This window comes from Chryseobacterium vietnamense (genome assembly GCF_031454475.1).
Taxonomy (GTDB): Bacteria; Bacteroidota; Bacteroidia; order Flavobacteriales; family Weeksellaceae; genus Chryseobacterium; species Chryseobacterium vietnamense.
Map to the genome: position 1 here is coordinate 287,317 of NZ_JAVDQX010000003.1, position 25,224 is coordinate 312,540.

Consider the following 25,224-nt stretch of genomic DNA (forward strand, 5'->3'; position numbering starts at 1 on the left):
ATGCGAATTATAAAATCGTAAAGGGTACAGTTTTTTCTTTATAGATCTGCAGATTGCGGAATATATTGTCGTTTTTAAATCATAAACAATGAAAGAAGCTTATGTCCTGGATCAGGATTTTGAAAATATTGGTCTTTCTCAGCTGGAAAAAGGGGAGTACGAAAACTGTACATTCAGAAACTGTAATTTTGAATACGCAAATCTATCCGGTTTCAGCTTTACAGACTGTGAATTTACAGGATGTAATCTCAGCATGGTAAAATTGGTGAAAACAGCTTTTCATAAGGTTGTTTTCAAAGAATGTAAGATGTTCGGACTTCAGTTTAATGAATGTAATGCATTTGGATTATCTTTTATGTTTGATGGAAGTGCTTTAAATAATTCAGTTTTTTATCAGGCGTCCATTAAGAAAACAGTTTTCAAAAATTCCAAGTTAATTGAGGTGGATTTTACTGAATGTGATTTATCAAATACAGTCTTCAGTAACTGCGATCTGTCAGGCGCTATTTTTGATGGTACAAACCTCGAAAAGGCAGATTTCCGAACATCGGTTAACTATTCAATAGATCCGGCTTTAAACAGGCTTAAAAAAGCTAAATTTTCACTATCTGAAATCTATGGGCTGTTGTATAAATTAGATATTGACATTGATAAGAACAGTTGATATCTTCAGTCGTGTAATAAGCACGATAGTAAAATGTCAATTGAATCAATAGGAACGGATTTTAACCCGCTTTTCTTTTTAACAATATTCCATAGGTTTCAACCTAAATTTACTCTAAAATATAACCTATAAAAAAGCCATCAGATTTCTGATGGCTTCATTATTTAAATCAATTATTTATAAAATTAAAAATTTGCGGGTGTAGAAAGAGTAGTAGCTGCTAAGTTATTGTAAGCTTCTCCTTCTTCGTTGATCACTCTTTTTGCGAATCTGAACTTAGGTCCCCAATAAGAATCATTCAGTGAAGAAATCATTACTCCTTTTGATGTTGCTGCGTGGATAAATTTAATCTCACCCTCTTCAGAAACACTTTCTACAATACCTACATGAGAAATTCTTCTTCCGTGAGAAAAGAAGATTAAGTCTCCTTTCTGTAGCTCTCCTTTTTCAATTCTTTCTCCTTCCTGAGCCTGAGAAGCTGCTACTCTAGGTAAGCTAAGGCCTGCTGCTGCTCCGAATACGGAAAGAACAAAAGCTGAACAATCTATACCGTTTCTGGTTGTTCCTCCATATCTGTAAGGAGTTCCAAGGTATGTTTCAGCTTCCTCAAGGATACCGTCAATGGTTTTATTATGTTTGATTGCTTTTGCAATCTCAGAATTCTTAACTGCTTTTTTAGCACTAGCGATAGATGCTGCCTTTTCAGCAAGGAACGAGTCGATAAGTTTTTGCTTATCCTGCTCCATTTTTTTGTTATCTATAGAAGCTAGTTTGGCATCTGTTTTGTATTCTTTTGTGTAAGTTGCTGGTTTTGAAACCACATAATTTGTAGCACACGATTGCAATGAAACTGTAGAGACTAAAGCAACTAAATAAAACAAAACTCTTTTCTTCATATATATTTGATTATCCGTGTTAAAAAGGAATATTTATTTTCAAAAGCAATACAAAAGTAGAGATTCCGAGCAAAAGACCCCTGATATGATAATTGTCAGGATCTTATTTTAACACATTTTAACATATAATTTACATATGTTAAAGAAAAATAAACCGCAACAGCCTGTTTTTGGTAAGTGTGCGGTTTTTTTTATTAAGATTCTTTAACAAACGCAATCGACTTTCTTCTATATATCAGGTTTTGTGATATAAAACTCTAATTTTCAACTCTGTTAATAAAACAAAAAAATTCCCCGGAAAACCGAGGAATTTAAACTAATATGGAACTTTACAGGACGTTATTTTGTAAACAACATTTCTCTGTATTTTGTCATCGGCCAAAGCTCATCGTCAACCATCATTTCCAATGCATCAGAGGCTTCTCTGATTGGGTCGAATAATGGTTTTACTTTATTACAATAGCTTTCTGCCTGTTTTTGGCTGTCTGAAATACCTTTTGCTGCTTCTCTGGCTTTTAGAAGTTCTTCAACACCAAGTTTAATTTTAGAAACATTTTCAGAAATGCTTGTAATTAAACTCATTTGTTCTTTTGCTAAAGACTTGAATTCTTTATCACCAAAGATTTCTTTAAGACCTTTCACATTTTCAATTAATCTGTTCTGATAATTTAAAGCAGAAGGAATGATGTGGTTTCTTGCGATATCACCCAATACTCTGGATTCAATATCAATAACTGTAGAGTATTTCTCTAATTTGATTTCGTTTCTCGCTTCAACTTCTCTGTGGTTGAAAATTCCCATTTCCTCATATAGGTCCAAGAATTTTTTATCCATTTCCTGCTTTAAAGCTTCTGGAGTTGTTTTAAGGTTGTTTAATCCTCTTTTCTTAGCTTCTTTCGCCCAGTCATCAGAATATCCGTCTCCTTCAAACATGATGCTTTTACACTGCTTGATGTATTCTCTCAATACGTTGAAGATCGCTTCATCTTTCTTAAGACCTGTTTCAATTAAAGCATCAACTTCTTTCTTGAAATCGTTAAGCTGTTTTGCAGCAATAGTGTTCATTACGGTCATAGACTCTGCACAGTTTGCAGAAGAACCTACCGCTCTGATCTCAAATTTATTTCCTGTAAATGCAAAAGGAGAAGTTCTGTTTCTGTCAGTGTTATCTAACAGGATTTCAGGAATCTTTCCAACAACATTTAATTTTAATTCTGTTTTCTCTTCCGGAGATAGTTTTCCGTTTGTTACTTTTTCAAGTTCTTCCAATACACTGAACAGCTGGCTTCCGATGAATACGGAAATAATTGCTGGTGGAGCTTCATTAGCACCAAGTCTGTGGTCATTGCTTGCAGAAGCAATACTTGCTCTTAAAAGGTCTGCATATTCGTGAACCGCTTTAATAGTGTTGACAAAGAATGTTAAGAACTGTAAGTTTTTCTTTGGATTTTTTCCAGGACTTAACAGGTTTTCACCAGTATCTGTAGCCAAAGACCAGTTGTTGTGTTTTCCGCTTCCGTTTACTCCCGCGAATGGTTTTTCGTGGAAAAGAATGTGGAAATGGTGTTTGTGAGCTACTCTCGCCATGATATCCATCAACAAAGAGTTGTGGTCTACAGCAACGTTCACTTCTTCAAACATTGGTGCAAGCTCAAACTGGTTGGGTGCCACCTCGTTGTGTCTTGTTGTTGCAGGAATCCCCAATTTCATACATTCGATTTCCAACTCTTTCATGAAGTTCATTACTCTTGTAGGAATAGAACCGAAATAATGGTCATCTAACTGCTGTCCTTTTGCAGGAGAATGTCCTAATAATGTCTTACCTGTCAGCACAAGGTCCGGACGGGACTGATATAATGCTGAATCTACAAGGAAATATTCCTGCTCCCAACCCAAAGTAGGAGTTACTTTCGTTACGTTTTTGTCAAAATACTGCATTACATTCGTTGCAGCTTCGTCTACAGCGTTCAAAGCTCTCAAAAGAGGTGCTTTATAATCTAACGTTTCTCCTGTATAAGAGATGAAGATAGAAGGAATACATAATGTAGTTCCCATAATGAATGCCGGAGATGTAGGATCCCAAGCTGTATAACCTCTTGCTTCAAAAGTATTTCTGATACCTCCGTTAGGGAAAGAAGATGCGTCTGGCTCCTGTTGGATAAGCATGTTTCCGCTGAATCTTTCGATTGCTCTTCCTCCTTCAATTGGTGTAAAGAAAGAATCGTGCTTTTCTGCAGTAGTACCTGTTAAAGGCTGAAACCAGTGCGTATAGTGGGTTACCCCTTTGCTCATTGCCCAGTCTTTCATTGCTACAGCTACCTGATCTGCGATATGTCTCTGGATCTTAGTTCCTTTTTTAATCGCATCCATGATAGAACCGAATGCTTCTTTCGTTAAATATTCTCTCATTGTTTCTTCTGAGAAAACATTTTTACAGAATAGTTCTGATAATTTCGCAGGGATCTCAACAGAGTTGTCTTTTCTGAAATCCTTAAATGGAAGGGTTTCTAATGCTTTGAATCTTAAGGTTGACATAATTGGGTTGATTTTTTACAGCGCAAATTTACAAAAAAAATGAATCGAAAATATTTTAACCCCTAAAAATTTTAGGGGTGTGCTGAAATTTTATATAATTTAAACAATTGTTTGGTGTTTTTTAACAGGGTGTTTTATGTTTTCTGTTTAAAAACATTTGTAGAAACAAGAAATTGGTTGTCTGGATGGTGCAAAAAGCGATTGTATTTGCTGTGTTGCGGTATTACCAAATTAAAATTACAATTATTTAAACTAATTCTTGAGATTTTTTCTGAAAATAAATAAAAATAAGGGTAGAAAAATCATAAATGAATAGAGAAAAGACTTAAAATAATCTATGTCATAAATATCAAATGCGTAAAATAAGATATGAGTTGCAAAAGTTATTAAGAGATAAGGTATTACTTTTTTAGAAGAAATAACTTCATTCACAAAGAACATGACCAGCATTTGAATGAGAATTACCAGCGGGAACTTATCGAACAACCCATAAATTCCTGCAAAAGGGGATATTAAAATTGATTTAATAATTTGGGTAAAGTCCGGTGCTTCATCAAGCTGAAACAAAAAAAATAAAGCTCTGATAGGAAAGTATATCAAGATATGACAAATCCATATTTTCCAAAAAAGAGAAATTCTGCTTAATTTATTTTTCATAAGGTTTAATAATTTTTACAATTTCATTATTGACGGTTCCATCTGAATTCAGTTTGCCTTTAAATCCATACCATTTTGGTTTATGCTTTGATAAATATAGCATTAATAATGGTAAATCTATCCTGAATTGTGAATCTGTTACTTTAGCATTAGGCGTAAAATCATCAAATGCCGGAACAATGTCGTTAAACCAACTAATTGCCTGAGCTCCGGCTCCATGCCAGCCGCCTTGAGGGTCTTTGTCTGCCATATTCTGGAACCTGGATATCGTTGATGAACTTGTTTTTCCATAAATAGGAGGAGCTACAACCCCTTGTTCATGTTGGATAAATTCTTTGTCCCAGATATAAGCGGCGTCTCCTTTTAAGGGTGTTTTAGCATATTGTCCGTACATCAGCTCATGAAATTTGATTATGGCAAAATCGCAAATCCCTAAATTTAATTCATTGAGAATAGTTTCAACATCATTGGCTAAAAAGCTGTTCCCTCCTTCCAGTGAGTTTGATAATGCCTTTACCAACCCTTTAGCCCCTTTGCACCACTTTACTTCATGCCCGAAACGGTTCTTAATATTCCAGTCTACTCCCTCGTAAAAATCATAAATTTGCTTGAAAGGAGCAAGTCTTCCAGGTATTTTGTGTTCAATAATATAGGAATAGGCTCTTCTCCAGGTATCATTATTTTCCGCCCTGTCTTTTGTAAGCCATGAACCATCCTGTCCTTTCCAGTCTTCTATTTTTATAGCTTTGTTTCGTAAAGCAAGTTTATAGGTTTCGTAATCAGGAAATTCTCCTCCAATATATTTTTCTACAGAATTTTTGTTGGTCAGGAAATCATACATCGATTGAGGAAAGTTATTGCCAACATAATTTTTGGGAAGAAGTATTTTAATTTTGCCGCCATCAATATTGATATATTTTGAATGATGAATGGCGGAATCAAAATATTTTACTCTAGAAGCTCCCTCTGCAATTTCTATAACAAGTGGATTGATATTTTGTTCCACATCTTTTACTCCGGCGTAGTTGAAAAGAATATTGATTACAGGAAATATTTTTCCCACAATAAAGACTCTTTCTTTAGGAAATATATCTGTGGAATAGTCAGATAACTGAATAGGCTTAATATATTTTCTGTAATAATTTGCATTACGAATCTGAAAAAGGGTTTTTACCGTATTAAGTTCTGTTTTATTGAGAAAAAGAACATCTGCTTCTTCCCTGTCTTTTACGGTTAATATTTCCTGTTGTGTAAGATTTGAAATACTCATCGACGGATATTGGGTAGGTAATCCTAATCTTTTTGGATAGCTCATTTGTTTATGTTTAATATGATTAGGACAAACTTAGCCTTAGCTGACGCCAAATCTCGACGTATTAAAGCAAATATTCATCAGCCTGAAGGATATGTTTTTAAACGACTTGTTAAAAGACAGTTAAAATAAAGTGGGCAAAGATTTTGTATATTTGTGTGAAATTTATTTTATGACAAATTCTAGAGCAAGAGAAACAACAGAGGCTATTGAAAGACTATACATCTCTATGAGACATTTATTTTATAGAGGATTTTTCAAGCCAGGTGGAGTTTCAGGAGAGAGTATCAGAAGTTTGTTAAAGACCATCAATCCGGAAATTTACGGAACCATGAATATTCCAAGTAAATTGGAACTGGACGGTTTGATGTATGTACTAGACAGACTTCCGGAAGGAATTGAAGAATGTGCTTTTATTCATCTTACATCTGATGAAGGGTTTGATAAAGGAAGTTTCGAACCTATTGTTCCTAAGAAAAGAAGAAGAAACTGTTATAGAATAGACGAACACCAGATGAATATTGAGGTTCTTTTGGGCCGTTCCGAAATTTATGACATTCTTACCCACCTTACCTTCCTTTTTATAGAAGCTGACAAAATCCGTAATCTGGCATTTATCCAGGATGAAAACTGGAAGCCGACACGTGCCTTCAAAATTATTGAAGAAGTGGTAAAGGGTGAAAAAAAATACAGCAGAAAAGAAAAAGAAGTGGCACTTATTCATCTTTCTTCTTTAATAGGAAGATCTTTTGATGAGACTTTAAGAGCCTATAATACTTTTGGTGATGACCATAACCCTGACCGTCTGTTCAAAATCATTTACAACTTAGGAAAAGTAAGTCTTGATGATGCAAAAGGAAGCAGAGAAAGAGAAATTCATTTCAGTTCTATATTAAAAGAAAGAGTGGGACACCACTATTTCGGGGAGAAATGGGCGAATAAAGTGAAAGAGGTTTTATTTGAAAATGATCTTCATATGAGACCTTTGCACATTATTTCTGCCAATATGCACTCCGTGAAAAATATGCTGTATGCCAATAATGCTCTTAAAAAGAAACAGCACCACGAGATCGACTATACACTATACGAAGAGATCTCCAACAAAAAAGAACTTCGTGACAAAGTTTTAAAATATGCTCTGGATGAAGGGATGATTCATATTGCAGACAAGAGTGGAAGTAATATTGATGTACAGATCATAGACCTCAGCAAAACAGACCTGAAGAATACCCCATTTGCAGACTGCAAGTTCGGAGGAGATGATGTGGTAATGGTTTTTGACTACGCATTCGGAGAGCAGGCTTTTGAAGTAATGGATGAATTACTTCGACCTTTCGAACATAAAGGAGAAGTCTATATGATGCATGTGAAGTCTGTTTCCATCATGGGTAAAGCAGGTATTCTTACCGGAGAGAAAGGAGATATTATGATTCCTACTTCTCATATATTTGAAGGAACAGCAGATAATTATCCTTTTGAAAATGCGTTAAAGCTGGAAGATTTTAAAGATGATGAATTAAAAGCATTTGAAGGACCAATGATTACGGTGTTGGGAACCTCTCTCCAGAATAAAGATATCCTTTCCTACTTTATGAATACTTCATGGAAAGCCATTGGACTTGAAATGGAAGGAGCTCACTACCAGAAAGCCATTCAGGTGGCATCTAAAATCAGACATCACATTTCACCGGATCTGTTTGTAATGTATGCTTATTATGCATCGGATAACCCGCTGGAAACAGGAAGTACATTATCTTCAGGAGGTTTAGGTCTTACAGGAGTAAAACCAACGTATCTGATCACTTTAAGAATTCTTGAAAAGATTTTAAGAAGTGGAAAGAAAGAAGCTTCAACTAAAAAATAATTGTAATTCAATCATTATAATATCAACCTCAGATACTTTTGTATTTGAGGTTTTTTTGTAATTAGTTAAACACGAATGTCACAAATTTATTTGCACAAATTACACTATTTTAGTGTGTTTAAAATAGTGGTTTTCATTGCTGAAATTTGTGTTTAAATAAAAACTTATCTTTAGGAAACATAAATAAATATCCATGAGTTCAGTTTCACAACTTGCCAAAAGATTCAGAGAGGTTCTGCTGGATGGTTTCTGGATCGCCAATACGAATTTTAAAGATCAGCTTTCAGACGTTACCTGGGAACAGGCGGTGAAAAAGATAGATTCTTTAAACACCATTGCTATGCTCACTTTTCATATTGATTATTACATTGCAGGCATTGTCAATGTTTTTGAAGGTGGAGATCTTGAGATTAAAGATCAATTCAGTTTTGATCTTCCTTCCATAGAATCTCAGCAGCAATGGGAAGAGCTGTTGAATAAGCTCTGGACAGATTCTGAAAAGTTTGCCGTATTATTAGAGCAAATGCCCGATTCTAAGCTTGATGAGGTTTTCGTTGATGAAAAATATGGAACTTACCGAAGAAATATCGACGGAATGATTGAGCACAGCTACTATCATCTGGGACAGATTACTTTAATTAAAAAACTTTTGAAAAACAGCTGAAATTACACATCCTATCCTCAAAAAATATCCTTGTCAAGGTTTTAAACCTTGACAAGGATTGTTGCAAAAGAGCTCAAAAAAAGAATTTAACCATCTGTATTAAAATCCATCTAAAACCATAACAAACAGAATAAAAACCTCAAAATAACTCCTATTTGAGGTTCTTAGTTAAATTACCTACCTTTAGAAAAAATAAAATTTTAAATGAGAAAATCGGCTGCAATCATTTTTGCGTTTATCATTTCACAATTTCAGGCTCAGCAAGGAGCTTATTATCAGCAGGCTGCGAAGTACAAGATGGATATTGATGTCAATGCTGAAAAATTTACCTATCAGGGAAAACAAACTTTAGAATACACCAATAATTCGCCGGATGAGCTGAATGTGGTTTATTTCCACTTGTACTGGAATGCTTTCAAACCTAATTCTATGATGGACCAGAGAGTGGCTTCACAGGGAAAAAATGGTGACGGAAGACTTCAGAAAGATGGTATTTCAAGACTCGCTTCGATTCCAAAAGACCAGGAAGGAGCTCAGAATATTCACTGGATTAAACAAAATGGGAAAGACCTGAAATTTGAAGTTCAGGAAACCATTATGAAAGTGTATCTGGCAGAACCTATCAAACCTAATTCTACAACCACCTTTACAATGGATTGGGACTCTGTAATCCCTCAGCAGATCAGAAGGAGCGGAAGAAACAACAGAGAAGGCGTAGACATGACGATGACCCAATGGTACCCGAAAATTGCTGAATACGATTATGATGGCTGGGCTACTTTTGATTATCTGGGAAGAGAATTCCATGCTCCGTTCTCCGATTTTGATGTCACCATTAAAATCAATAAAGATTATGTAGTGGGAGCAGGAGGGATTCTGGAGAACCCTTCAGAAGTAAAAGGGTATGATGCCAATGCAAAAATAAAAACAGAAAAAGATAAAAAGGCAATCTGGAAATGGACGGCAAAAAACATCCTTGATTTTGCATGGAGTGCAGACAGAGATTATTCTGTAGAAAGCTTCAATGTTCCGGAAGGTCCGAAAGTATATCTGGTTTATCAGAAAAATGATAAAACGAAAGCCTGGGGTGAATCTCAGCCTTATATCACGAAATATTTCCAGATCATGAATGCTCACTTTGGAAAATATGTATATCCTACCTATGCATTTATTCAGGGAGGAGACGGCGGAATGGAATACGGGATGTGTACCATGATTTTAGGAGAAGCTAAAAATGTTAAAGATTTATTGGGATTAATGGCTCACGAAGGATCTCACTCATGGTATCAGCAGATGCTTGCCACTAACGAATCTGTACGTCCGTGGATGGATGAAGGTTTTACAAGCTATGCGGAAGGATATACCATGTATCAGTTATTCCCGGAAGATCTTCCGAATCCTTTTGTTGAAAGATTAGATGCCTACAGAAACTTTGTTAAAAAAGGAATTGAAGAACCTGCCGTTTGGTTAGGAGACCATCATGATAACGGTACTGCTTATACTTATGCATCTTATGTAAAAGGTGAATTGTATCTGGTGCAGCTTGGATACATTATGGGAGAGCAGAACCTTGCAGAAACCTTAAAACAATATTATGATCAGTGGAGTATGAAACATCCTTCAGACAGGGATTTCCTTCATATTGCACAAAGAGTTTCCGGGATGGATCTGAAATGGTTTCATAACTATTGGATCAATACCACAAAGACGATCGATTACGGAATTAAAGATGTCAAATACGATGCAAAATCCACTACCATTACCTTAGTCAACAATGGCCAGGTTCCAATGCCGATTGATTTTGGCGTAATGACAACTGATAAGAAGATTGTTACGTATCAGATTCCAATGAATATGACGCATACATGGAAAGAAAAGGATGCGTATGGTGAGTTTAAAACAATGCCTTACTGGCCTTGGACACAGAAAGAATATACGATTACCATTCCTTATACAAAATCTCAATTATCGGTTCTGGGAATTGATTTCAGCCAGAGAATTGCAGATGTGAATATGGAAAATAATTTTGTTGAAGTGAAATAACAATAGACCTATACAAAGAAAAAAATCCACAGATGAGTCTGTGGATTTTTTTTATTTTATTCCAAATTGCTGTACCATCCAGTGATTGGGATGATTTTGGGTAAGATCCTGCCTCAAAGTTTCATCTTTTGTATTTAAATAACTGTAGACCTTTAAAGGAACAGAATCCGGATATTCTTTTAAACCGTTGGCAACCGTAATTTTTGCTTCTTCTTTTTTTGAGCCGCTCTCTAAGGCCTCTGCTTTAAAAATGTAAATAATTGCCGGGAGCTTTCCATATACTTCTTTTGTTTCACTTTCCAGAAGATGCATCGTTTCTATCTGAAACACAGGATTGGGGTTTTTCCCTTCTGCCACTGCCTGGCTGATATGCTGCTGATACATCAGAAAAAGATAAAGCAGATGCATATTTTTGGTACCTGGATCAGAAACTGCTTTTTGAAATTTGTGGGTAAACTCGGGAGTCATTTCATCATTGTCGGCCTGAAGATTTTTTTGATAAAACTCATCCATCAGATCATACACCATCTTATCCTGAGTATCAATTTTTGACTGACTTTTTATTTTTTGTAAAATGCCTGCCATTGAATTGCCGGATTGTGCAAAAATAGAGACGCTGAGACATAGTAAAGTGCCGAGGATCAGTTTTTTCATGATATAGTCAGAATAATTATATTGTGTTATTAAATATAGTGATTTGTTCCGGAGAAAGAAAAAATAAGTGAATCGTTGTAATTTAGTTTGATAATGACAGGTTCTTTTTTTTAAAATTATTAAATTTAATGCCTCAAAATCAAGCGGGAATTTCAAGTAGATCTAATGAATTTCTTCTGAAAAATATGTCAATGAATTCAATTGTAATAAACGTAGGAAACAGCAATATCAGATTTGGTCTTTTCAATGGGGATAATTGTGATATTTCGTGGGTAATTAATACAAAGCCTTACAGAACGGCAGATGAACTTTATGTACAGATGCTGATGCTCTATCAAACCTATAAAATTGATCCCAAAGAGATTGATAAGGTAATTATAGGATCCGTAGTACCTCAGCTTACCAAAGTCATGAGCTCCGGGATCAAAAAAATCCACGGAACAACTCCAGTGATTGTTGACAGAAATACTCCTTCCGGAGTACAGGCAAAATCCAAGCAGATGGGAACCGATATCTATGCAAACCTGGTGGCTGCACACAATTTGTACCCGAACAGAAAGAAGATTGTCATAGATTTCGGAACAGCCCTTACCGCAAGCTGTGTCGCTGAGACAGGAGAAACTTTAGGGGTAATTATTGCTCCGGGAATTGTAACGTCTCTGAATTCACTGATTAACCAGACCGCACAACTTCCGGATATAGAACTGAAGAAGCCAAAATCTGTTTTGGGGCTGGATACGGTAACCTGCATGCAGAGTGGTATGGTATATGGTTTTCTTGGGATGGTAGAAGGTTTTGTAACCCGTATCAATGAGGAAGTGAATGACGATTGTTTTGTAGTGGCAACAGGAGGGGTTTCCCATGTTTACAAGCCTCTTACGGATAAGATTCATGTGATGGACAGGCTTCACACCCTGAAAGGTCTTTATTTCCTGGGTAAAGATTTATAAATTAAAGAGTAAGAGTCAGATTGAATCCGGATAAATATCTTCATCATGACCTCAACCCTAATTTTAGTATAATGAACAAGTTTCCTGTAATAGAAACCGAAAGATTGGTGCTTTCGCAGCTGGAAGAAAGAGATATTCCTTTTATTGTTGAATATCTTCAGCATAGAATTTTTTCTGATCTTACTTCCAATATTCCTTATCCATACGTGGAAAATGATGCCAGATCCTGGGTTAAAATGGCAAAAGAAGCTTTTGATAACAATACCGGATACACGTTTGCGATCCGGAATAAAGAAGACCAGATTATAGGAGCTATCGGACTGCATGACAGGGATGATGACAAGGCCGAACTCGGCTACTGGATAGGAATTCCTTATTGGAACAAGGGGTACGTTACTGAAGCTGCGGAAGCAATCGTAAATTTTGGCCTTAATGAAATGAAGTTTAACAAAATTTTTGCTACCCATTTCCTTCACAACCCGGCATCCGGGAGAATTATGGAGAAGATAGGAATGGAGCAGGAGGCGATATTAAAACAGGAGATGAAGAAGGATGGTGAATATTTTGATATTGTGAGGTATTGTATTTTGAAAACTGATTAGAAAGAATAGTACTTTTATAAAACAAAAAGCCAGGGAATATTCAATATCCTCTGGCTTTTCTATACTATTATCAGTGAATTTGCGGGTAAATTTTTCTAAAGGCTGAAATTATCTTTTACTCTTAAAAAAGTCTTTAACAATAGAAGAGCATTCTGTCTCCATAATCCCCGTTATAATTTCTGTTTTCGGATGCAGAGAAAGGTGTTTATTGATAAAACCTCTTTGTTCATCCCGTGCTCCAATCACTACTTTCGAGATTTGAGACCAGGAAAGTGCGCCAGAGCACATCACACATGGTTCCATGGTTACATAAAGGGTGCAGTCTTTAAGGTATTTTCCTCCCAGGAAGTTGGCCGCGGAGGTGATAGCCTGCATTTCTGCATGGGCGGTAACGTCGTTCAGTGTTTCGGTGAGATTGTGGGCTCTTGCAATAATTCTGTTGTTTGAAACCACAATACATCCAATAGGAACTTCATCTTTTTCTAAAGCGGCTTCTGCTTCCTGCAGCGCCATTTTCATGTAATATTCGTCGGTAAACATATTAATCAAAATTTAATGCAACAGGAAAAGACATATAAGCTCTTTCTGGTTGCCCGTTTCTTATTGCAGGTTCCCATTTCTCCTGAGTCAGTAATACAGCAAGTTCAGCCTGTCTGTTGAAATTTTCGTTATCGCCAGAAGTTTTTACTGAAGTAAGGCTCCCGTCCTTTTCTACAGTAAAATATACCCTGCACTCAATTCTATTCCTACCCTTAATAGCATCCGAAAAAAAATTGTCAGAAATCTCTTTTTTGAAAAAATCTGATCCTTTGGGATGTTTGGGACTAGTACTATTTTCAAATTTCTCACTGTCGCCAGATGAAGAACTGGAAGACGAGTGTGAAAGTCTATAAGTTTCTTTAATTTTTACAAGTTCTTCCAGATATTCATTATTTCTTAGAAATTTAATAGCATTTATCTCTTTGTCCTTTATCGAAGTAATTTTATTAACACGTTTTCTTGAGGGAGCTTTAGAAAGGGCATCTGTATAACTATTTTCTATATTCTGAATCTGGATATCGTATTTTGCCTTAATAATTCTGAGACCTTCTGTCTGCTGCGAGAAATAAAAATTAAGTACAAAAAATAGAAACAGGCTGAAATGCTTTTTCATTATTCGGTTATGGTTAAAGTTAAAGGAAGTTTAAAACGATAAATTGTAGGATCACCTTTCAGCATTGCCGGAGAAAATTTTTCAGCCAGAGAATATAATGCTATTTCTGCCTGCCTGTTGAAGGTGAAATTATTTCCTTGTGCATGAACATTACTGACAGTTCCATCTTTCTCCACAATAAAGGCAACATCGGTTTTTATCATTTTTTCTTCAGAATATACTCCTTCAACATACAGCAGATTGGCTACTTCCTGTCTCAAAGAATTAACTCCACCGGGATAATCTGCGATTTTTTCAGCCTCCGAAAATTTTTCAGATGAGGTCAACCCGGGACTTTTGATGGCCTGTAAATCTTCAAGGTTCCTTACTTTTAATAAAGCTCCAATCAGAGCATTATTTTCAATGCTGTCCATTTTCTTCATAAAAAAAAGAAAATCTCCTTTTATAGCAGCTTTTTTTACTGTATTGGATTCTGCATCGAATTTCTTTTTGAACTCTTTATTCAGCATATTTCTGTGCTGGTTATAGTAGCTCTTTACAAGTCTGAACTCTTCTTTCTGCTGGGCAAGAAAAAACGAAGAGATAAAGCAACTGATGCCGATGAATAAAGTTTTCAATAAGGGTATATTTATGTAAATATAACAAAAAATATGAAATACTTTCTTTATAATCAGCTTTCAAGATAACGGTTCAAAGATTCCTGCAAATGATTGCGAATGTCATCAACTAAACCTTTCGGTTCCAGAACGGTGACCTCTTTTCCGTAAGAAAGAATCTCCTGCATAAAATCATAAGTAGGGTGGAGGAAGAACTCAAAATAGATCTCTTCCGGCGTTTCTTTGGTTTCTTTCTGGGATTGATGAAGAGGAAAACTTCTGATATATTCTCCCTGATGGCGGCTGCATTTCAGAACAATATTCTGTGGATTCTGTTCTGTCAGGTTCATCACCCCGAATGCATTTTTGAAATGCTCTCTGAAGTTGTATTTGTACTTTTCCCGAAACTGATTTTTGGCTACATCCAGATAGTTGATCCTGTCCAGCCCAAATGATTTTAACACTTTATCCTTTGTATCAATGGCAATAAGATACCATCGGTCTTTAGATTCTTTTAAAGCCAAAGGGTGAACTTTCCTAGAGGTCATCAGTTTGTTTTTATAATTGTAGTGTTCAAAACTTACAACTCTTTTATTTCTGATCGCGAAGAACAGGTCATAAAAATGTTCTACACCGGTAGGTTTTCTGCTTTCAAAAAAGATAAAATCTGAAAAATCAGGGTGAAGATTCAGGGCATTGCTTACCTGGAAGGACTCAAGAAGTTTTTGATTGTATTCATCCACTTCCATAATGGGACGGCTTTCAATATAATATCGGTTGTCACCCTTTTTTTTGTTGTGGATAGAAAGGTTAAAAAGATCGGAAATCTCCCGGATATCCCTTTGCAGAGTACGGATAGAGTAGCTCTTGATTCCTGCATCCTGGAATTCAAAAGAGTTTAAAAGATAGTCCTCCAGCTGTGAATAGGTAGCCGGAGAACTTTCTAATCTTTTAATTATTAAGGCATATCTTGTCAGATAAAAATCTTTCTTCATTTCTCTATTTTTAGGGTGCAGCAGCGCTGCGTTTCATGGTAAAGTTTTATAAGACAAATATATGCGGTTAATGCGACAAAACGTGTCGTGTTTTAATTTTTGTAGAAACTTTATGAAGAATTATTTATAATCTGCTGTTATAAAAATCAACAGCAAATTTACCCATAGAGTAGAATGTATTGACGTAGGTTTCTATGCTTCTTGTAATGACATTACTGTTAAAAGATGTTGGGTCTGTTGGATTGTAGAAATCATTCTGATCAGTTTCCATTGTCATTGCTACTACCTGCTGATTCCCCATCCAGGCCTGAGACATCGGAGAGCTGCCATCAATATCTGAAAAAACAAGCAAATCTTTATCGGCTAAATAACTATATCGTTTCCTCATTTCAGCATCTAATCTGTCGCATAATGAATAGATGGCATTCTGAACAGTATTAAATGATGAGGCAAACCAGGCAGCTCGATAATCAATATTTACTCCTGACCCAAAATTGTGACAGTCGATAAATAATACGGTGTCTGTTTTGATAGCATTAAAAGTATCCCTCACCAGTTGTGATTCTCTTTCGCTGAAGGGAGAAGTGCCTTTATATGATTGAGAGCCAGGGCCGCCGTCTGCATATTCTGCCCAACGATAATCAAAGTTTCTGTTAATATCCACGCCGTTATGATTCCATCTTACCGATTCTGTTCCACCCACATTTCCAACATTCAATGCATATGGATTAACTAATGGAATCAATGTCCAGTCATAATTCGTACGTAAGACGTCTATCATCTCATCTTTATTGGGATTTTCAAGCAATAGTTTAAAAAATAAGTAGGTAGTGTAAACACTTAACTTTTCACCCCCATGGGTACCTCCGCTTACAACTATACGAGGCTTTCTGCGTCTTTGTGTTGGTGGTGTTTTTCTGTTAAATGAGATATCAATTCGTAAAATATCATAAGGTGTTGACCCTTCTGTTTGCCCTATAATTGTTTTTGTGACATTATTTGAGAAAGGTGTTATTACACGATCATACATTGAATAAAGGACATCTGATGTAAGGGTCAAAGGATTGAAAGCAGGATAAACCGGAGCACTCCAATACTTAATTCCAAAGTTATCGACTACAAATTTATTCATTTGCCGGGTATCCTTTTGAGATACAGGAATTCCGTTTACAGAATAATTTTTCAGGCCGGTGACGTAAAAACTAGTGAAAGCACCGCTATATCGGTAAGTAAACAAAACCAAATGACTTAGTAACGGAGCCGCTGTTTGATTTTGAACAATGATTGTATTGTTTGTTTTATTATACAGTACCACGCCAGCTGTTATGGAGGAAGGCATATCTATACCCACGGTTGAAGTGGGCAGACTGATTCTTCCTACAAGTGTGTTGCCTGTATCAATGATTGCTCCCCCGGAAATTATGATCTTACGATTGGTTAAATCAAAATTGATGTCAGTGTCATTCGTATTTAGGATGGCAACCTGTTCATTTATTGTATAAATCGTAGATGGAAGAGGTTTGCTTTTTTTACTTTCATTTAATAACTGATCATACTTACTAACACTGATATTCTTCAAAATATAGATGAAATCGAGACGATCTTGCTCGGTAACGATGTCTGTTGGACTATTCTTTTCAAAAACGAGTCTCACCTGATTAGAGGTCGCATTATCTACTGAAAAGTCATTGGTTGTAACATTCTGGTTGGCGAATATTCCATCCTTATAAAAAATAACACGGGAAATTTTATATCCTGATTTCTGATTAATTAAATATTTGCCAGAAACTACAGGAATTAAAGCTGTTCTTATCCCTGTATCAGAGGTAGAATTAAAACCATTATTTACGGCTATTCTGCCGATTTCTGTAGGAATATTTTCTCCTAAATTAATTTCTAAATCATTGTATTCTGATATGACTTTTATAGATGCTTTTGCATTTTCTACAATATCATTAAATGTGAGTGATTTAGATGAGTAACAATTAATCTTAATTGCATTTAATTCTGACTGAGTAACTGCTTGCGTTTTGTCAATATGATGCACGGAAACTTTCCATTTCTTTGCGGTTGCAGGAATGGTTGGAGTAAATGTTTTTGCGTTTATATCCTGTTTTGAAATAAAAACATTTGCATCGGTATAGTAGAAAATAGTTTGCAATAACATATCACCCATAAGTTCGATATGATTCGCATAGATGGTATCTAAAAAAGCATCTGTTCTACCTCTTATAGTTGAACCCGTGGGAAATCCAACAGATCCGGAAATTGCCAGGGCTCCAACTTCCAAGGCTGGATTCATATAATCATTGAAACTACTGGTTTGCTGAATAATTTGCTCGTTATTCTGAATTTGGTTTAAGGGAATCAGTTCATTTTTGTGCCAGTAGGAATCCAGCCAGGACCAGAAATGCTCTTGCGTGGGTTGGTCTCCATTTTCGAAGTATAGTTTTAAGTCTTCTTTTGTTTTCATAATAAAGTGGTGATTTTTGTATTAAATAGGTTAAGATCAGATAGTTCAGTTTTTAAGGCTGACTATATTTCAAGCTTTAGATTCTAAGACATAGTTGTGGCTGTTCAGCATGTTGTGAATGTTGAATTCAAAGGTTATTCAAAAATTTATGATTGTTTTTTTGTGTATTTACTTATGCTTCAAAAGTAGGCTGGGAAAACGACAAAACTTGACGTGTTTTATTTTTTATCCTGCTATTGTTAGCATGAGATAAAAACGATTATATATTAACTCGATTTCTTTTATTTTCAATACTTTCATGCATTTAATTGGCTCCCATTTTTTGCATGTGATGAAGATAGCAAGAATGTGACAGTTTTAAAAATATAAGCCACAGCATTGCTGTGGCTTATAAATTATTGATCAAAATATTCTTTTCCTTTTCGATCTACCCATCCCTTTTTACCATCCGGAGTTTCAAACCGGGCGAAGGCTCCAATATAAGGTTCAAGTTTTTTATATTTTGGATCGGTGCCTATATTAGGATAGAAGGTAGACAATCCATCTTTTTCCAGATATAAATAATTCTGATAAGAAATAATTTTTTTATAATGAAATGGAATAATTTCTTTTTGTTGTTTGAAATCCCAAACGCCATATTTATTTTTTAGTTTTGAAATAATATATGATATCTTTAATGGAGAAAATAACCTTTCCTCACTATCTCCATAATCTATAATTTTTTCATTCGATGTACTTTTTCTTCTCAAAGTATATTCAATTTCCAAACTCTTTTTATTATTTAAGAACTTTGGATCTTGTCCATAAGAAGGATATTTAATATTTAAAAGGTCATCTTCAGGATCCACAAAAATATTAAATGATTTTTCCCGGATTTTATTTTTTTCAATTGTATAAATTTGATAACCATTGTTTTTGTCCTCTTTATATGATTTATCAGATTCTTTTTGTGGGGATAATTGTGAAGTATTGCTCAGTACTCCATCCCGTGTATAAGTAACCAAAGTTCCGTTATTTAAAATAATTTGTAAAATATCTGGATTTTCGGAATACCTATAAGTTAAAATCTCCTTATCTTTATAGAGTATGGATAGTTTCTGATCATAAATGGTTGTTTCGTCCTCTTTGTGTGTTACAATCAATATATCGGTATTGATCCGATCATAGATGGCGGGTAATAATATATTAGTTTGATCTTTCAATCCAAATTTACCATTTTCTTCAAATTTTACCGGGAATTCCTGTGCACTCAAGAAATTTACTAAAAATATAAGTAAGAAAATAATATGTTTCATGGTTTACAATTTTATTGGACTAATATAATCATAATCGACAGATTTTTCTACCATTTTTTGCCATTGCCATTGATAAAAGGATTTGTATTTGAACTTTTGATTAAAATTTGGCTTCCCATCTTCTCCTGCATTGCTTTCTTGCAGATCGGCAAATTGTCTGTAATCCATTATGTTTTCTAAAGTTTCACTTTGATTTTTTACAATCCCTAAATAAGGAGTCCATTTTGCAATTTGACTCTCATAATTTTTAATATCATTCATGACTTTATTTTTTGTTGCGTTAACATCAAAATCCGGCAGATTAATACTTTCAAGTTCTATTACTGAGGTTTTTTTATCGGTAACAAGCTCCGATTTTTCATTTAAATAAGAACTTTCACCAACAATATTTATTAAAAATCTTTTTTCGAATTCTTCAATATCAACCAAAGATTTTTCATAACTTTCAATAACAGACTGTATAACTCTATATTTTGTATCAAGTGTAAAATATTTTTTTAAGTCGGCTTTTACATTGTTTAATTCATCTAATTCTGCTTTTTTTCGTGTTATTAATGTGTTTAATCTATTTATTTCTTTACTGGCTTCGTCTTCGAAAGTGTGGAGTAATCCCAAAGAATGTCCAAGTTCATGAATAACTAGAGAAAGGGCATCTTCATCCTTAATAGCACTTTTGAAAATATGTGTAATTCCTGAATTTCGATAAGAATAAGCCTGTGTTTTAGCATCTTCATTCTTACCACCTTCCACAGACATATTAACAAATATATAAACAATTTTATCCTGATTCAGATGTACAACCTTACTTTTTAAATACTCTGATTTATAATTTAAATATTCTTTATATAGTGTATCCTTTATTTGATTCCAGGCATTTGTAGCCGTATGATCTTCATGGAATTTTTTTGCTTTCTTCAGATTAGATTCCTTATCATATTTAAAATTTTTTTTGAATGCCTGTAATATTGTTTTTATACAGGTTTGCATTTTTTCAATATTTTTTTGTATTTCTACTACATTGTAAAATAATGCGGAATATTTATTTTCGATTAAATCATTATAAATCAATGCATTTCTTTGGTTGTTTTCTTGGTAGTTTACGAATAGATTTTTTCCTTTCATTTTAACTACATCATCTTTAAGAAAATCAGTTTTATCAAATTTTACAACTTGAGTATGCTCGGCAAGATTACCTTTAATATATGCTTGGTTAAAAGATTGTTTATTAAAGAAATTATGTAATTTATTAACAAATTCAAATTCTTTATGATCTTTTAATTCAACAGTTGTGGAGGGAACAGAATCAAAAGAAACAAATACTGGCTGTATGGTTGTTTCATATACTTTAGCATTTGCTTTTACAATTAGCCTTCCAACTGTTTTTCCTTCGTACTTGGCTTCAACACTAATATCCTTTTCAAATGGTTCCAGGCACTCTATTTTTATTTTATAAAATTTATCATCAGAATTAGGAACAGTTTCTGTACGTTCTTTAGTTACAGTTATTTTGTTAGTTATAGATATAAAGGAGTCATTATTTTCATTCAATTCTTTACATTCATATTCTAACAATTCAGGAACAGCATTATTATTTTCTGTACCTACATATAAAAAAACATAGCTTTTTTCTTTATTTACTTTAGGAGGCCAGATACTTACGTACGGACAAGAATATCCTGTATAAAGCTTATCAGTAATTTTCTTACCTTCTTTATTTCTGTAATATATTACGCTCCCCGTAGGACAATGTTCCGGATTATATTTGTCAAACCCAAATTGCCCCATATAACCGGAATCATCCACACCTATTCTATCTTTTTTAGTCAATTTATCTATCATACTTGTTTTTGAACGATAAAAAGTAACATCTCCTTCAAGTTTATATTTTGTGTATTTCCTTCTGTCTGTTTTATAAACATCCACATCAGCCACTCCAATCTTTGCAAGGTTTCTAATATCTATATTTTTCATTTCTTAAGTTTTTTGAAATTAAAAATTGTAAAAAAATAGCGGTGATATTTCACACCGCCATTAAGGTAATTCTATCCGACAATTGTTGTAGGCAATGTGGTAGCTCCGTCACTATGTGACAATTGTGCGTCTTCATCCAATCTGAAACTTGTTTCAAACTCCAGTTCTGAAGGGTTTTCACAATTCTCAGGTGCATTTTCCGGGAAAATCGGTAATGGCTGATTTACCGGAAGTCCTGTAGATTTATCCTGAAGGATCGTTAAGGTAGTAGGGATTCTGGTGATCCAGTATTTACCTTGAGGTTCTCCGGTAGGCTGTCTCATTTCGTCCACAATACTCATATACATTGGGTCTCCGATTACCGGAACAGAACCACCATTCCAAATTATTCCTGTTTCAAGGAAGAACTGAACGGCTGCTTCGAAACCTGGTTTTACGGTAACAATAATTCTTGCCATACCTGCCTGTAAGAAGCTTCTGAACAATGGATCCATACTTTCGCTGATGTAGAATTCCTGCCAGCTCTTACGGTTAGCCCAATAGTATGGGTAGAAGGTGTAATCCATGATTTCCCATTCAAATGCCTGTTCCATAAACTTGGCAAGAGCGGTATATCTGTCCAGATTTTCATTCAGGTACACCTGGAAATTATCCATAGTTGTTTTCTCATCAGCACCATTGGTTGTTTCCTGTCCTAATGTATAAAGGTAATCCTGTAATAGATAAGCGATACAGTTGTGCTTTAAGACATCATGTTCCATATAACGATAGAAAGTATCCTGTCTTTCTTTAAGCTGAGCCTCTTTTTCTTTCTGTTCAGCATCCAATCTTGCCTGATCTTCCTGGAATTTGGCATAAGCTGCTTCATAGGCTTTAATAATATCGTTAAAACTGTCTGTTTTCCACTTATTGATAAATGCATCGCTCAGCTCACAGTTTACCACTACTTTGATGGTATAACTTCTTACGTTGTGTCCTTTCACCTGGAAAGTTACATTACCAGTGATATTGAAGCCAGATGATCCGTCGTCAAAATTAAGATCTCCACCACGTTCAGAACGGCCAATCATATCTCCTTTTAAATTTGAGAAGAGAACTTCAGAGTAACGGGATCCTGACCATCCGCCACCTCTGTTTCTTGTCGATCTGCAGGCGAAGCTTGCATTTTTTCCGGCATAGTTGTCCGGGATGGTAAACTGTGTATGATCAATTCCAAAATCGTCATTTGTCTGAGGAACGCTGGAAGCTGTATGAATAACCTGTTTGGTTGCTTCCGGGAATGCTTCTAAAGTTACTCCGTATTCCTGTGCCCAATGCTGGATCTGTACAATCGTTGCCGATTTTGGATCTGCCATTAACCATGGTTCCGGTGCTTTTCTAGGATCTACAGGAGCCTTAAGCACCTGAGCTTTGGCAACAGTAAGAGCCAGACGGTGTAATCTTGAAGGTTCAGGAACCATAAATTCAAACATCGTACGTTTACCATAGTTGTAGATCTGGTTTTTCATTTTCTTGTCGATCCATCTGTAAACTCCGGTAATGTGCTTAGGCTGTGCTGCTTCAGCATTATCAGTATTGGTTACTTTTCCTCTGTTGTCATATTCATGAACATTGGTTTCTGTATATTCTTTGATGATTTTCTGAACTCTTTCTTCTGAAATTTTAGTAAGAACTCTTTCCATTGCTCTTTCCGTGATTTCCTGAGATTTCATCACAGCTTGTCTTGTGCTGTCGTGCTGTGCCGTATTATTGGCATAGTCAGCTCCGATTTCAAACTTCATAGCACTGTCATTTCCATAGCTGAATCTTGTGTAGGCAGAAATACTTTGCTGCTTCTCAATTTCTTTAGCAACTTCAGTCTGCATATCTGTTCTGGAAGTTTTGGAAGTGTCTGACATCTTCTCTGTTTCCTGAGATTTGGAAGTTGTATCTGTAACTTCAGAATATTCTCTGGAAACCGAAGATTTATGTCTCAATTCGCTTGCCATGACGTTCTCAATATTGGAAACCTCTCCAGGAACGTAAGCATGAACGCTTTGCACTACTTTCATATAATCTGCTACTCCCAATCTTTTGATCCCGAAATTTTTACGTTTTTGGACTGTACCCGGTTCAGGTGTCCCTGGGTTTTCAACGGCAGCACGCTTCAAAGTCAACATTCCGGTAAGGTTTAAGTCTTCTTTCAGATATTGTGTGGCAATCTCTCCATAGGCCTGGCTTCCGTTATCAAAAATGATTTCTATTTTGAAACTAAAGCTGGTTCTGAATCTGTCTACCAAAGCTGCAGGTAAAGTAATCTTATTATCTACCACAGGAATATTGCTGTAGTTTTCTTCGAAAGTTCCGGCAGCATCTGTTGTTGCAGTAATCTTGACATTGGCAACGCTCCATGAAACATCTTCAACTTCGAAAGAAAAATTAACAAATCCTCTGCTACCAGATACCCTGTAAGCACTATGCGCATATAAGCTGTATGCCATCGGCGTTCTGGCTGTATTTTGAATAAGAGGTACTGAAGCACCACCGATATTGGCATACTGTTGTTCCGGAAGAGGGCTGTTTTGAAGTGCGGTCTCCATAGAAGAAGAGATATTGTTTCTTACAACAAGTAAAGCATCAGCATAGCTTTCTATCTCATCATCAAGAACAATGGTCTGAGCACCCATTCTCAACGTATCATGTGAAAGAATCTGAAGACTGTCTGTATCTTCTGCCACAGAAGTTAAGCTGGTTGTGGATTCACCGAAAAGTTCAACAAATAGGTCGAAAGATTCCGGAGAAAGCTTTGCCTGCAAATCTTCTAAATTGATTTCATTTTTGTACGTAAATACAAACGGAGTAACTTCATATTCCTTTAAAGTGCTGTAAAGACGTTCTTTTTCTTCCTCAGACATGTCCGGAGTAATTTTACTGTCTACTTCGGCTAATTTTCTGTCATAGAGTTCTAAACGCTCTTTGTTTTCTTCCATATATCTTGAATAGGCATCCTGATAGGCCTGATGTCTTGACTTATGGAATTTTTTCTGAAGTTTTTCCAGTTCAGAATTCAGTTTGCTCAAAGATTCTTTTCTGTGGATCGCTTTACTGGATACAAAAGAAGCTCTTGCTTCAGATTCTAATCTTTGAATCGTTCTTGCTGCCAAAGCTGGCTCAGAACCCTCAGCACTTCTTGATGCCACTGAAGAAATACTTTCGATATCTTCTGAAAATAAGATGGCTGGTAATATAATTTTCCCATCCAATGCTTTTTCCAATGGTTTTTCGCCATTAATTTTGATGATTTCCTGATCCGTAAGATCCTGATTGCTGGCAAAACCAACCTGAATAGCCATTAGGATGTGGCTGATTGCTTCTTTAATATAGAAATCTCCCTGGGTAACGATTTGATGAATATAATTATTCCAAAGCTGGGAAAATATAGCAATTCCTTCTGTGTTTAGCTGTCTGTTGGTAGTAACAAGGCTTTTGTAATAGTCTGTAACGAAAGCAAGGTCGGCACTCTCTAATGTTTCTTTTTTAGAAAGCTTTCTTCCAATTACAAGAAGATCTTTAAATGGTCCTTCTTCAATTTTCTTTTCACTTTCGAATCCAGCGTTGTTAAACTCTCCGGCAACTCTTTTCATGGCTGCAAACTTTAACGTTTTGGCAGGTCTTCCTGCAACTGCAGTATCAAAAATACCGGTTACTCCCTTGGGTCTGTGGATAAATCCTAAGTTTTTATCTTTAATTTCTGTTAATTGCGGGTTTCTCAGACTTACAAATCTGAAAAGTGATTGTGATGCGTTATTGGTTGTATTCATAGGGTTTGTTTCTTTATAATTGATAATTCCTTCTCCTATTAAGGATTTTCCGACAGTAAATGCGGACTTTGCTGTTGATGTATTGTTTGTTGGCATTTTG

General features: G+C 35.5%; 18 protein-coding genes. 6 read left to right on the top strand and 12 right to left on the bottom strand.

The features are described from left to right. Positions 1-88 precede the first annotated feature (88 nt). Complete coding sequence (locus tag J2786_RS15390; RefSeq protein WP_047426993.1) at positions 89-664, top strand: pentapeptide repeat-containing protein; 576 nt, start codon at positions 89-91, stop codon at positions 662-664. 185 nt (positions 665-849) lie between these two features. Here J2786_RS15390 and J2786_RS15395 read toward each other — a convergent pair whose 3' ends face one another. The 3 genes from J2786_RS15395 to J2786_RS15405 form a co-directional block, all read right to left on the bottom strand. Further along, positions 850-1,560, bottom strand: a complete 711-nt coding sequence (locus J2786_RS15395) for a C40 family peptidase (RefSeq protein WP_047426996.1) — start codon at positions 1,558-1,560, stop codon at positions 850-852. Between the two features lie 339 nt (positions 1,561-1,899). After that, complete coding sequence (locus J2786_RS15400) at positions 1,900-4,095, bottom strand: glutamine synthetase III family protein (protein ID WP_047426998.1); 2,196 nt, start codon at positions 4,093-4,095, stop codon at positions 1,900-1,902. A gap of 646 nt (positions 4,096-4,741) precedes the next feature. Then, positions 4,742-6,067: a hypothetical protein gene (locus J2786_RS15405; RefSeq protein WP_310025817.1), complete on the bottom strand. Its 1,326-nt coding sequence runs from the start codon at positions 6,065-6,067 to the stop codon at positions 4,742-4,744. A 169-nt stretch (positions 6,068-6,236) separates the two neighbouring features. Between J2786_RS15405 and J2786_RS15410 the strand changes: the two genes are divergently transcribed. The 3 genes from J2786_RS15410 to J2786_RS15420 all read left to right on the top strand — a co-directional run bounded on the left by J2786_RS15410 (position 6,237) and on the right by J2786_RS15420 (position 10,635). Continuing rightward, positions 6,237-7,928, top strand: coding sequence for a DUF6909 family protein (locus J2786_RS15410; RefSeq protein ID WP_047427006.1), 1,692 nt, complete (start codon positions 6,237-6,239; stop codon positions 7,926-7,928). Positions 7,929-8,121: 193 nt separating this feature from the next. Beyond that, a complete protein-coding gene (locus tag J2786_RS15415) occupies positions 8,122-8,592 on the top strand; it encodes a DinB family protein (protein ID WP_047427009.1) in 471 nt (156 codons plus the stop codon). Positions 8,593-8,796: 204 nt separating this feature from the next. After that, on the top strand, positions 8,797-10,635 hold the full coding sequence (locus tag J2786_RS15420) for a M1 family metallopeptidase (RefSeq protein ID WP_047427012.1): 1,839 nt from the start codon (positions 8,797-8,799) through the stop codon (positions 10,633-10,635). 51 nt (positions 10,636-10,686) lie between these two features. Here J2786_RS15420 and J2786_RS15425 read toward each other — a convergent pair whose 3' ends face one another. Then, the gene (locus J2786_RS15425) at positions 10,687-11,289 is read right to left on the bottom strand and encodes a hypothetical protein (RefSeq protein ID WP_142018319.1); all 603 of its coding nucleotides are present in this window, start codon (positions 11,287-11,289) and stop codon (positions 10,687-10,689) included. Positions 11,290-11,480: 191 nt separating this feature from the next. On the opposite strand from J2786_RS15425, the gene J2786_RS15430 reads away from it, so the two are divergent. Beyond that, positions 11,481-12,239 (top strand): type III pantothenate kinase, encoded by a 759-nt coding sequence (locus J2786_RS15430; RefSeq protein WP_047427865.1) that lies wholly within the window; start codon positions 11,481-11,483, stop codon positions 12,237-12,239. A gap of 71 nt (positions 12,240-12,310) precedes the next feature. After that, on the top strand, positions 12,311-12,841 hold the full coding sequence (locus tag J2786_RS15435) for a GNAT family N-acetyltransferase (protein WP_047427016.1): 531 nt from the start codon (positions 12,311-12,313) through the stop codon (positions 12,839-12,841). A 108-nt stretch (positions 12,842-12,949) separates the two neighbouring features. Here J2786_RS15435 and J2786_RS15440 read toward each other — a convergent pair whose 3' ends face one another. The 8 genes from J2786_RS15440 to J2786_RS15475 form a co-directional block, all read right to left on the bottom strand. After that, positions 12,950-13,381 carry a nucleoside deaminase gene (locus tag J2786_RS15440; protein ID WP_047427018.1) on the bottom strand — a complete coding sequence of 144 codons (432 nt, stop codon included), beginning with the start codon at positions 13,379-13,381 and terminating at the stop codon, positions 12,950-12,952. 1 nt (position 13,382) lies between these two features. Continuing rightward, the gene (locus J2786_RS15445; RefSeq protein WP_047427021.1) at positions 13,383-13,994 is read right to left on the bottom strand and encodes an energy transducer TonB; all 612 of its coding nucleotides are present in this window, start codon (positions 13,992-13,994) and stop codon (positions 13,383-13,385) included. Beyond that, positions 13,994-14,611, bottom strand: coding sequence for a hypothetical protein (locus J2786_RS15450; protein WP_310025825.1), 618 nt, complete (start codon positions 14,609-14,611; stop codon positions 13,994-13,996). The genes J2786_RS15445 and J2786_RS15450 overlap by 1 nt, the downstream gene beginning before the upstream one ends. Positions 14,612-14,664: 53 nt before the next feature. Next, positions 14,665-15,585: a helix-turn-helix transcriptional regulator gene (locus tag J2786_RS15455; protein WP_047427026.1), complete on the bottom strand. Its 921-nt coding sequence runs from the start codon at positions 15,583-15,585 to the stop codon at positions 14,665-14,667. A 124-nt stretch (positions 15,586-15,709) separates the two neighbouring features. Beyond that, positions 15,710-18,058: a M14 family metallopeptidase gene (locus J2786_RS15460; RefSeq protein ID WP_047427029.1), complete on the bottom strand. Its 2,349-nt coding sequence runs from the start codon at positions 18,056-18,058 to the stop codon at positions 15,710-15,712. Positions 18,059-18,453: 395 nt separating this feature from the next. After that, entirely contained in the window at positions 18,454-19,353 is a 900-nt protein-coding gene (locus J2786_RS15465; protein ID WP_047427032.1) for a hypothetical protein, read from the bottom strand. A 3-nt stretch (positions 19,354-19,356) separates the two neighbouring features. Then, positions 19,357-21,324 carry a hypothetical protein gene (locus J2786_RS15470; protein WP_310025829.1) on the bottom strand — a complete coding sequence of 656 codons (1,968 nt, stop codon included), beginning with the start codon at positions 21,322-21,324 and terminating at the stop codon, positions 19,357-19,359. A gap of 71 nt (positions 21,325-21,395) precedes the next feature. Next, entirely contained in the window at positions 21,396-25,220 is a 3,825-nt protein-coding gene (locus J2786_RS15475; protein WP_156121318.1) for a hypothetical protein, read from the bottom strand. Positions 25,221-25,224 lie beyond the last annotated feature (4 nt).

Excerpts from the sequence above, each read along its gene's own strand:
- J2786_RS15470 (WP_310025829.1), bottom strand. The coding sequence starts at position 21,324 with ATGAAAAATATAGATATTAGAAACCTTGCAAAGATTGGAGTGGCTGAT.
- J2786_RS15390 (WP_047426993.1), top strand. The coding sequence starts at position 89 with ATGAAAGAAGCTTATGTCCTGGATCAGGATTTTGAAAATATTGGTCTT.
- J2786_RS15465 (WP_047427032.1), bottom strand. The coding sequence starts at position 19,353 with ATGAAACATATTATTTTCTTACTTATATTTTTAGTAAATTTCTTGAGT.
- J2786_RS15410 (WP_047427006.1), top strand. The coding sequence starts at position 6,237 with ATGACAAATTCTAGAGCAAGAGAAACAACAGAGGCTATTGAAAGACTA.
- J2786_RS15400 (WP_047426998.1), bottom strand. The coding sequence starts at position 4,095 with ATGTCAACCTTAAGATTCAAAGCATTAGAAACCCTTCCATTTAAGGAT.
- J2786_RS15475 (WP_156121318.1), bottom strand. The coding sequence starts at position 25,220 with ATGCCAACAAACAATACATCAACAGCAAAGTCCGCATTTACTGTCGGA.
- J2786_RS15440 (WP_047427018.1), bottom strand. The coding sequence starts at position 13,381 with ATGTTTACCGACGAATATTACATGAAAATGGCGCTGCAGGAAGCAGAA.
- J2786_RS15460 (WP_047427029.1), bottom strand. The coding sequence starts at position 18,058 with ATGAAAACAAAAGAAGACTTAAAACTATACTTCGAAAATGGAGACCAA.
- J2786_RS15430 (WP_047427865.1), top strand. The coding sequence starts at position 11,481 with ATGAATTCAATTGTAATAAACGTAGGAAACAGCAATATCAGATTTGGT.
- J2786_RS15445 (WP_047427021.1), bottom strand. The coding sequence starts at position 13,994 with ATGAAAAAGCATTTCAGCCTGTTTCTATTTTTTGTACTTAATTTTTAT.
- J2786_RS15395 (WP_047426996.1), bottom strand. The coding sequence starts at position 1,560 with ATGAAGAAAAGAGTTTTGTTTTATTTAGTTGCTTTAGTCTCTACAGTT.
- J2786_RS15415 (WP_047427009.1), top strand. The coding sequence starts at position 8,122 with ATGAGTTCAGTTTCACAACTTGCCAAAAGATTCAGAGAGGTTCTGCTG.
- J2786_RS15455 (WP_047427026.1), bottom strand. The coding sequence starts at position 15,585 with ATGAAGAAAGATTTTTATCTGACAAGATATGCCTTAATAATTAAAAGA.
- J2786_RS15435 (WP_047427016.1), top strand. The coding sequence starts at position 12,311 with ATGAACAAGTTTCCTGTAATAGAAACCGAAAGATTGGTGCTTTCGCAG.
- J2786_RS15425 (WP_142018319.1), bottom strand. The coding sequence starts at position 11,289 with ATGAAAAAACTGATCCTCGGCACTTTACTATGTCTCAGCGTCTCTATT.
- J2786_RS15405 (WP_310025817.1), bottom strand. The coding sequence starts at position 6,067 with ATGAGCTATCCAAAAAGATTAGGATTACCTACCCAATATCCGTCGATG.
- J2786_RS15420 (WP_047427012.1), top strand. The coding sequence starts at position 8,797 with ATGAGAAAATCGGCTGCAATCATTTTTGCGTTTATCATTTCACAATTT.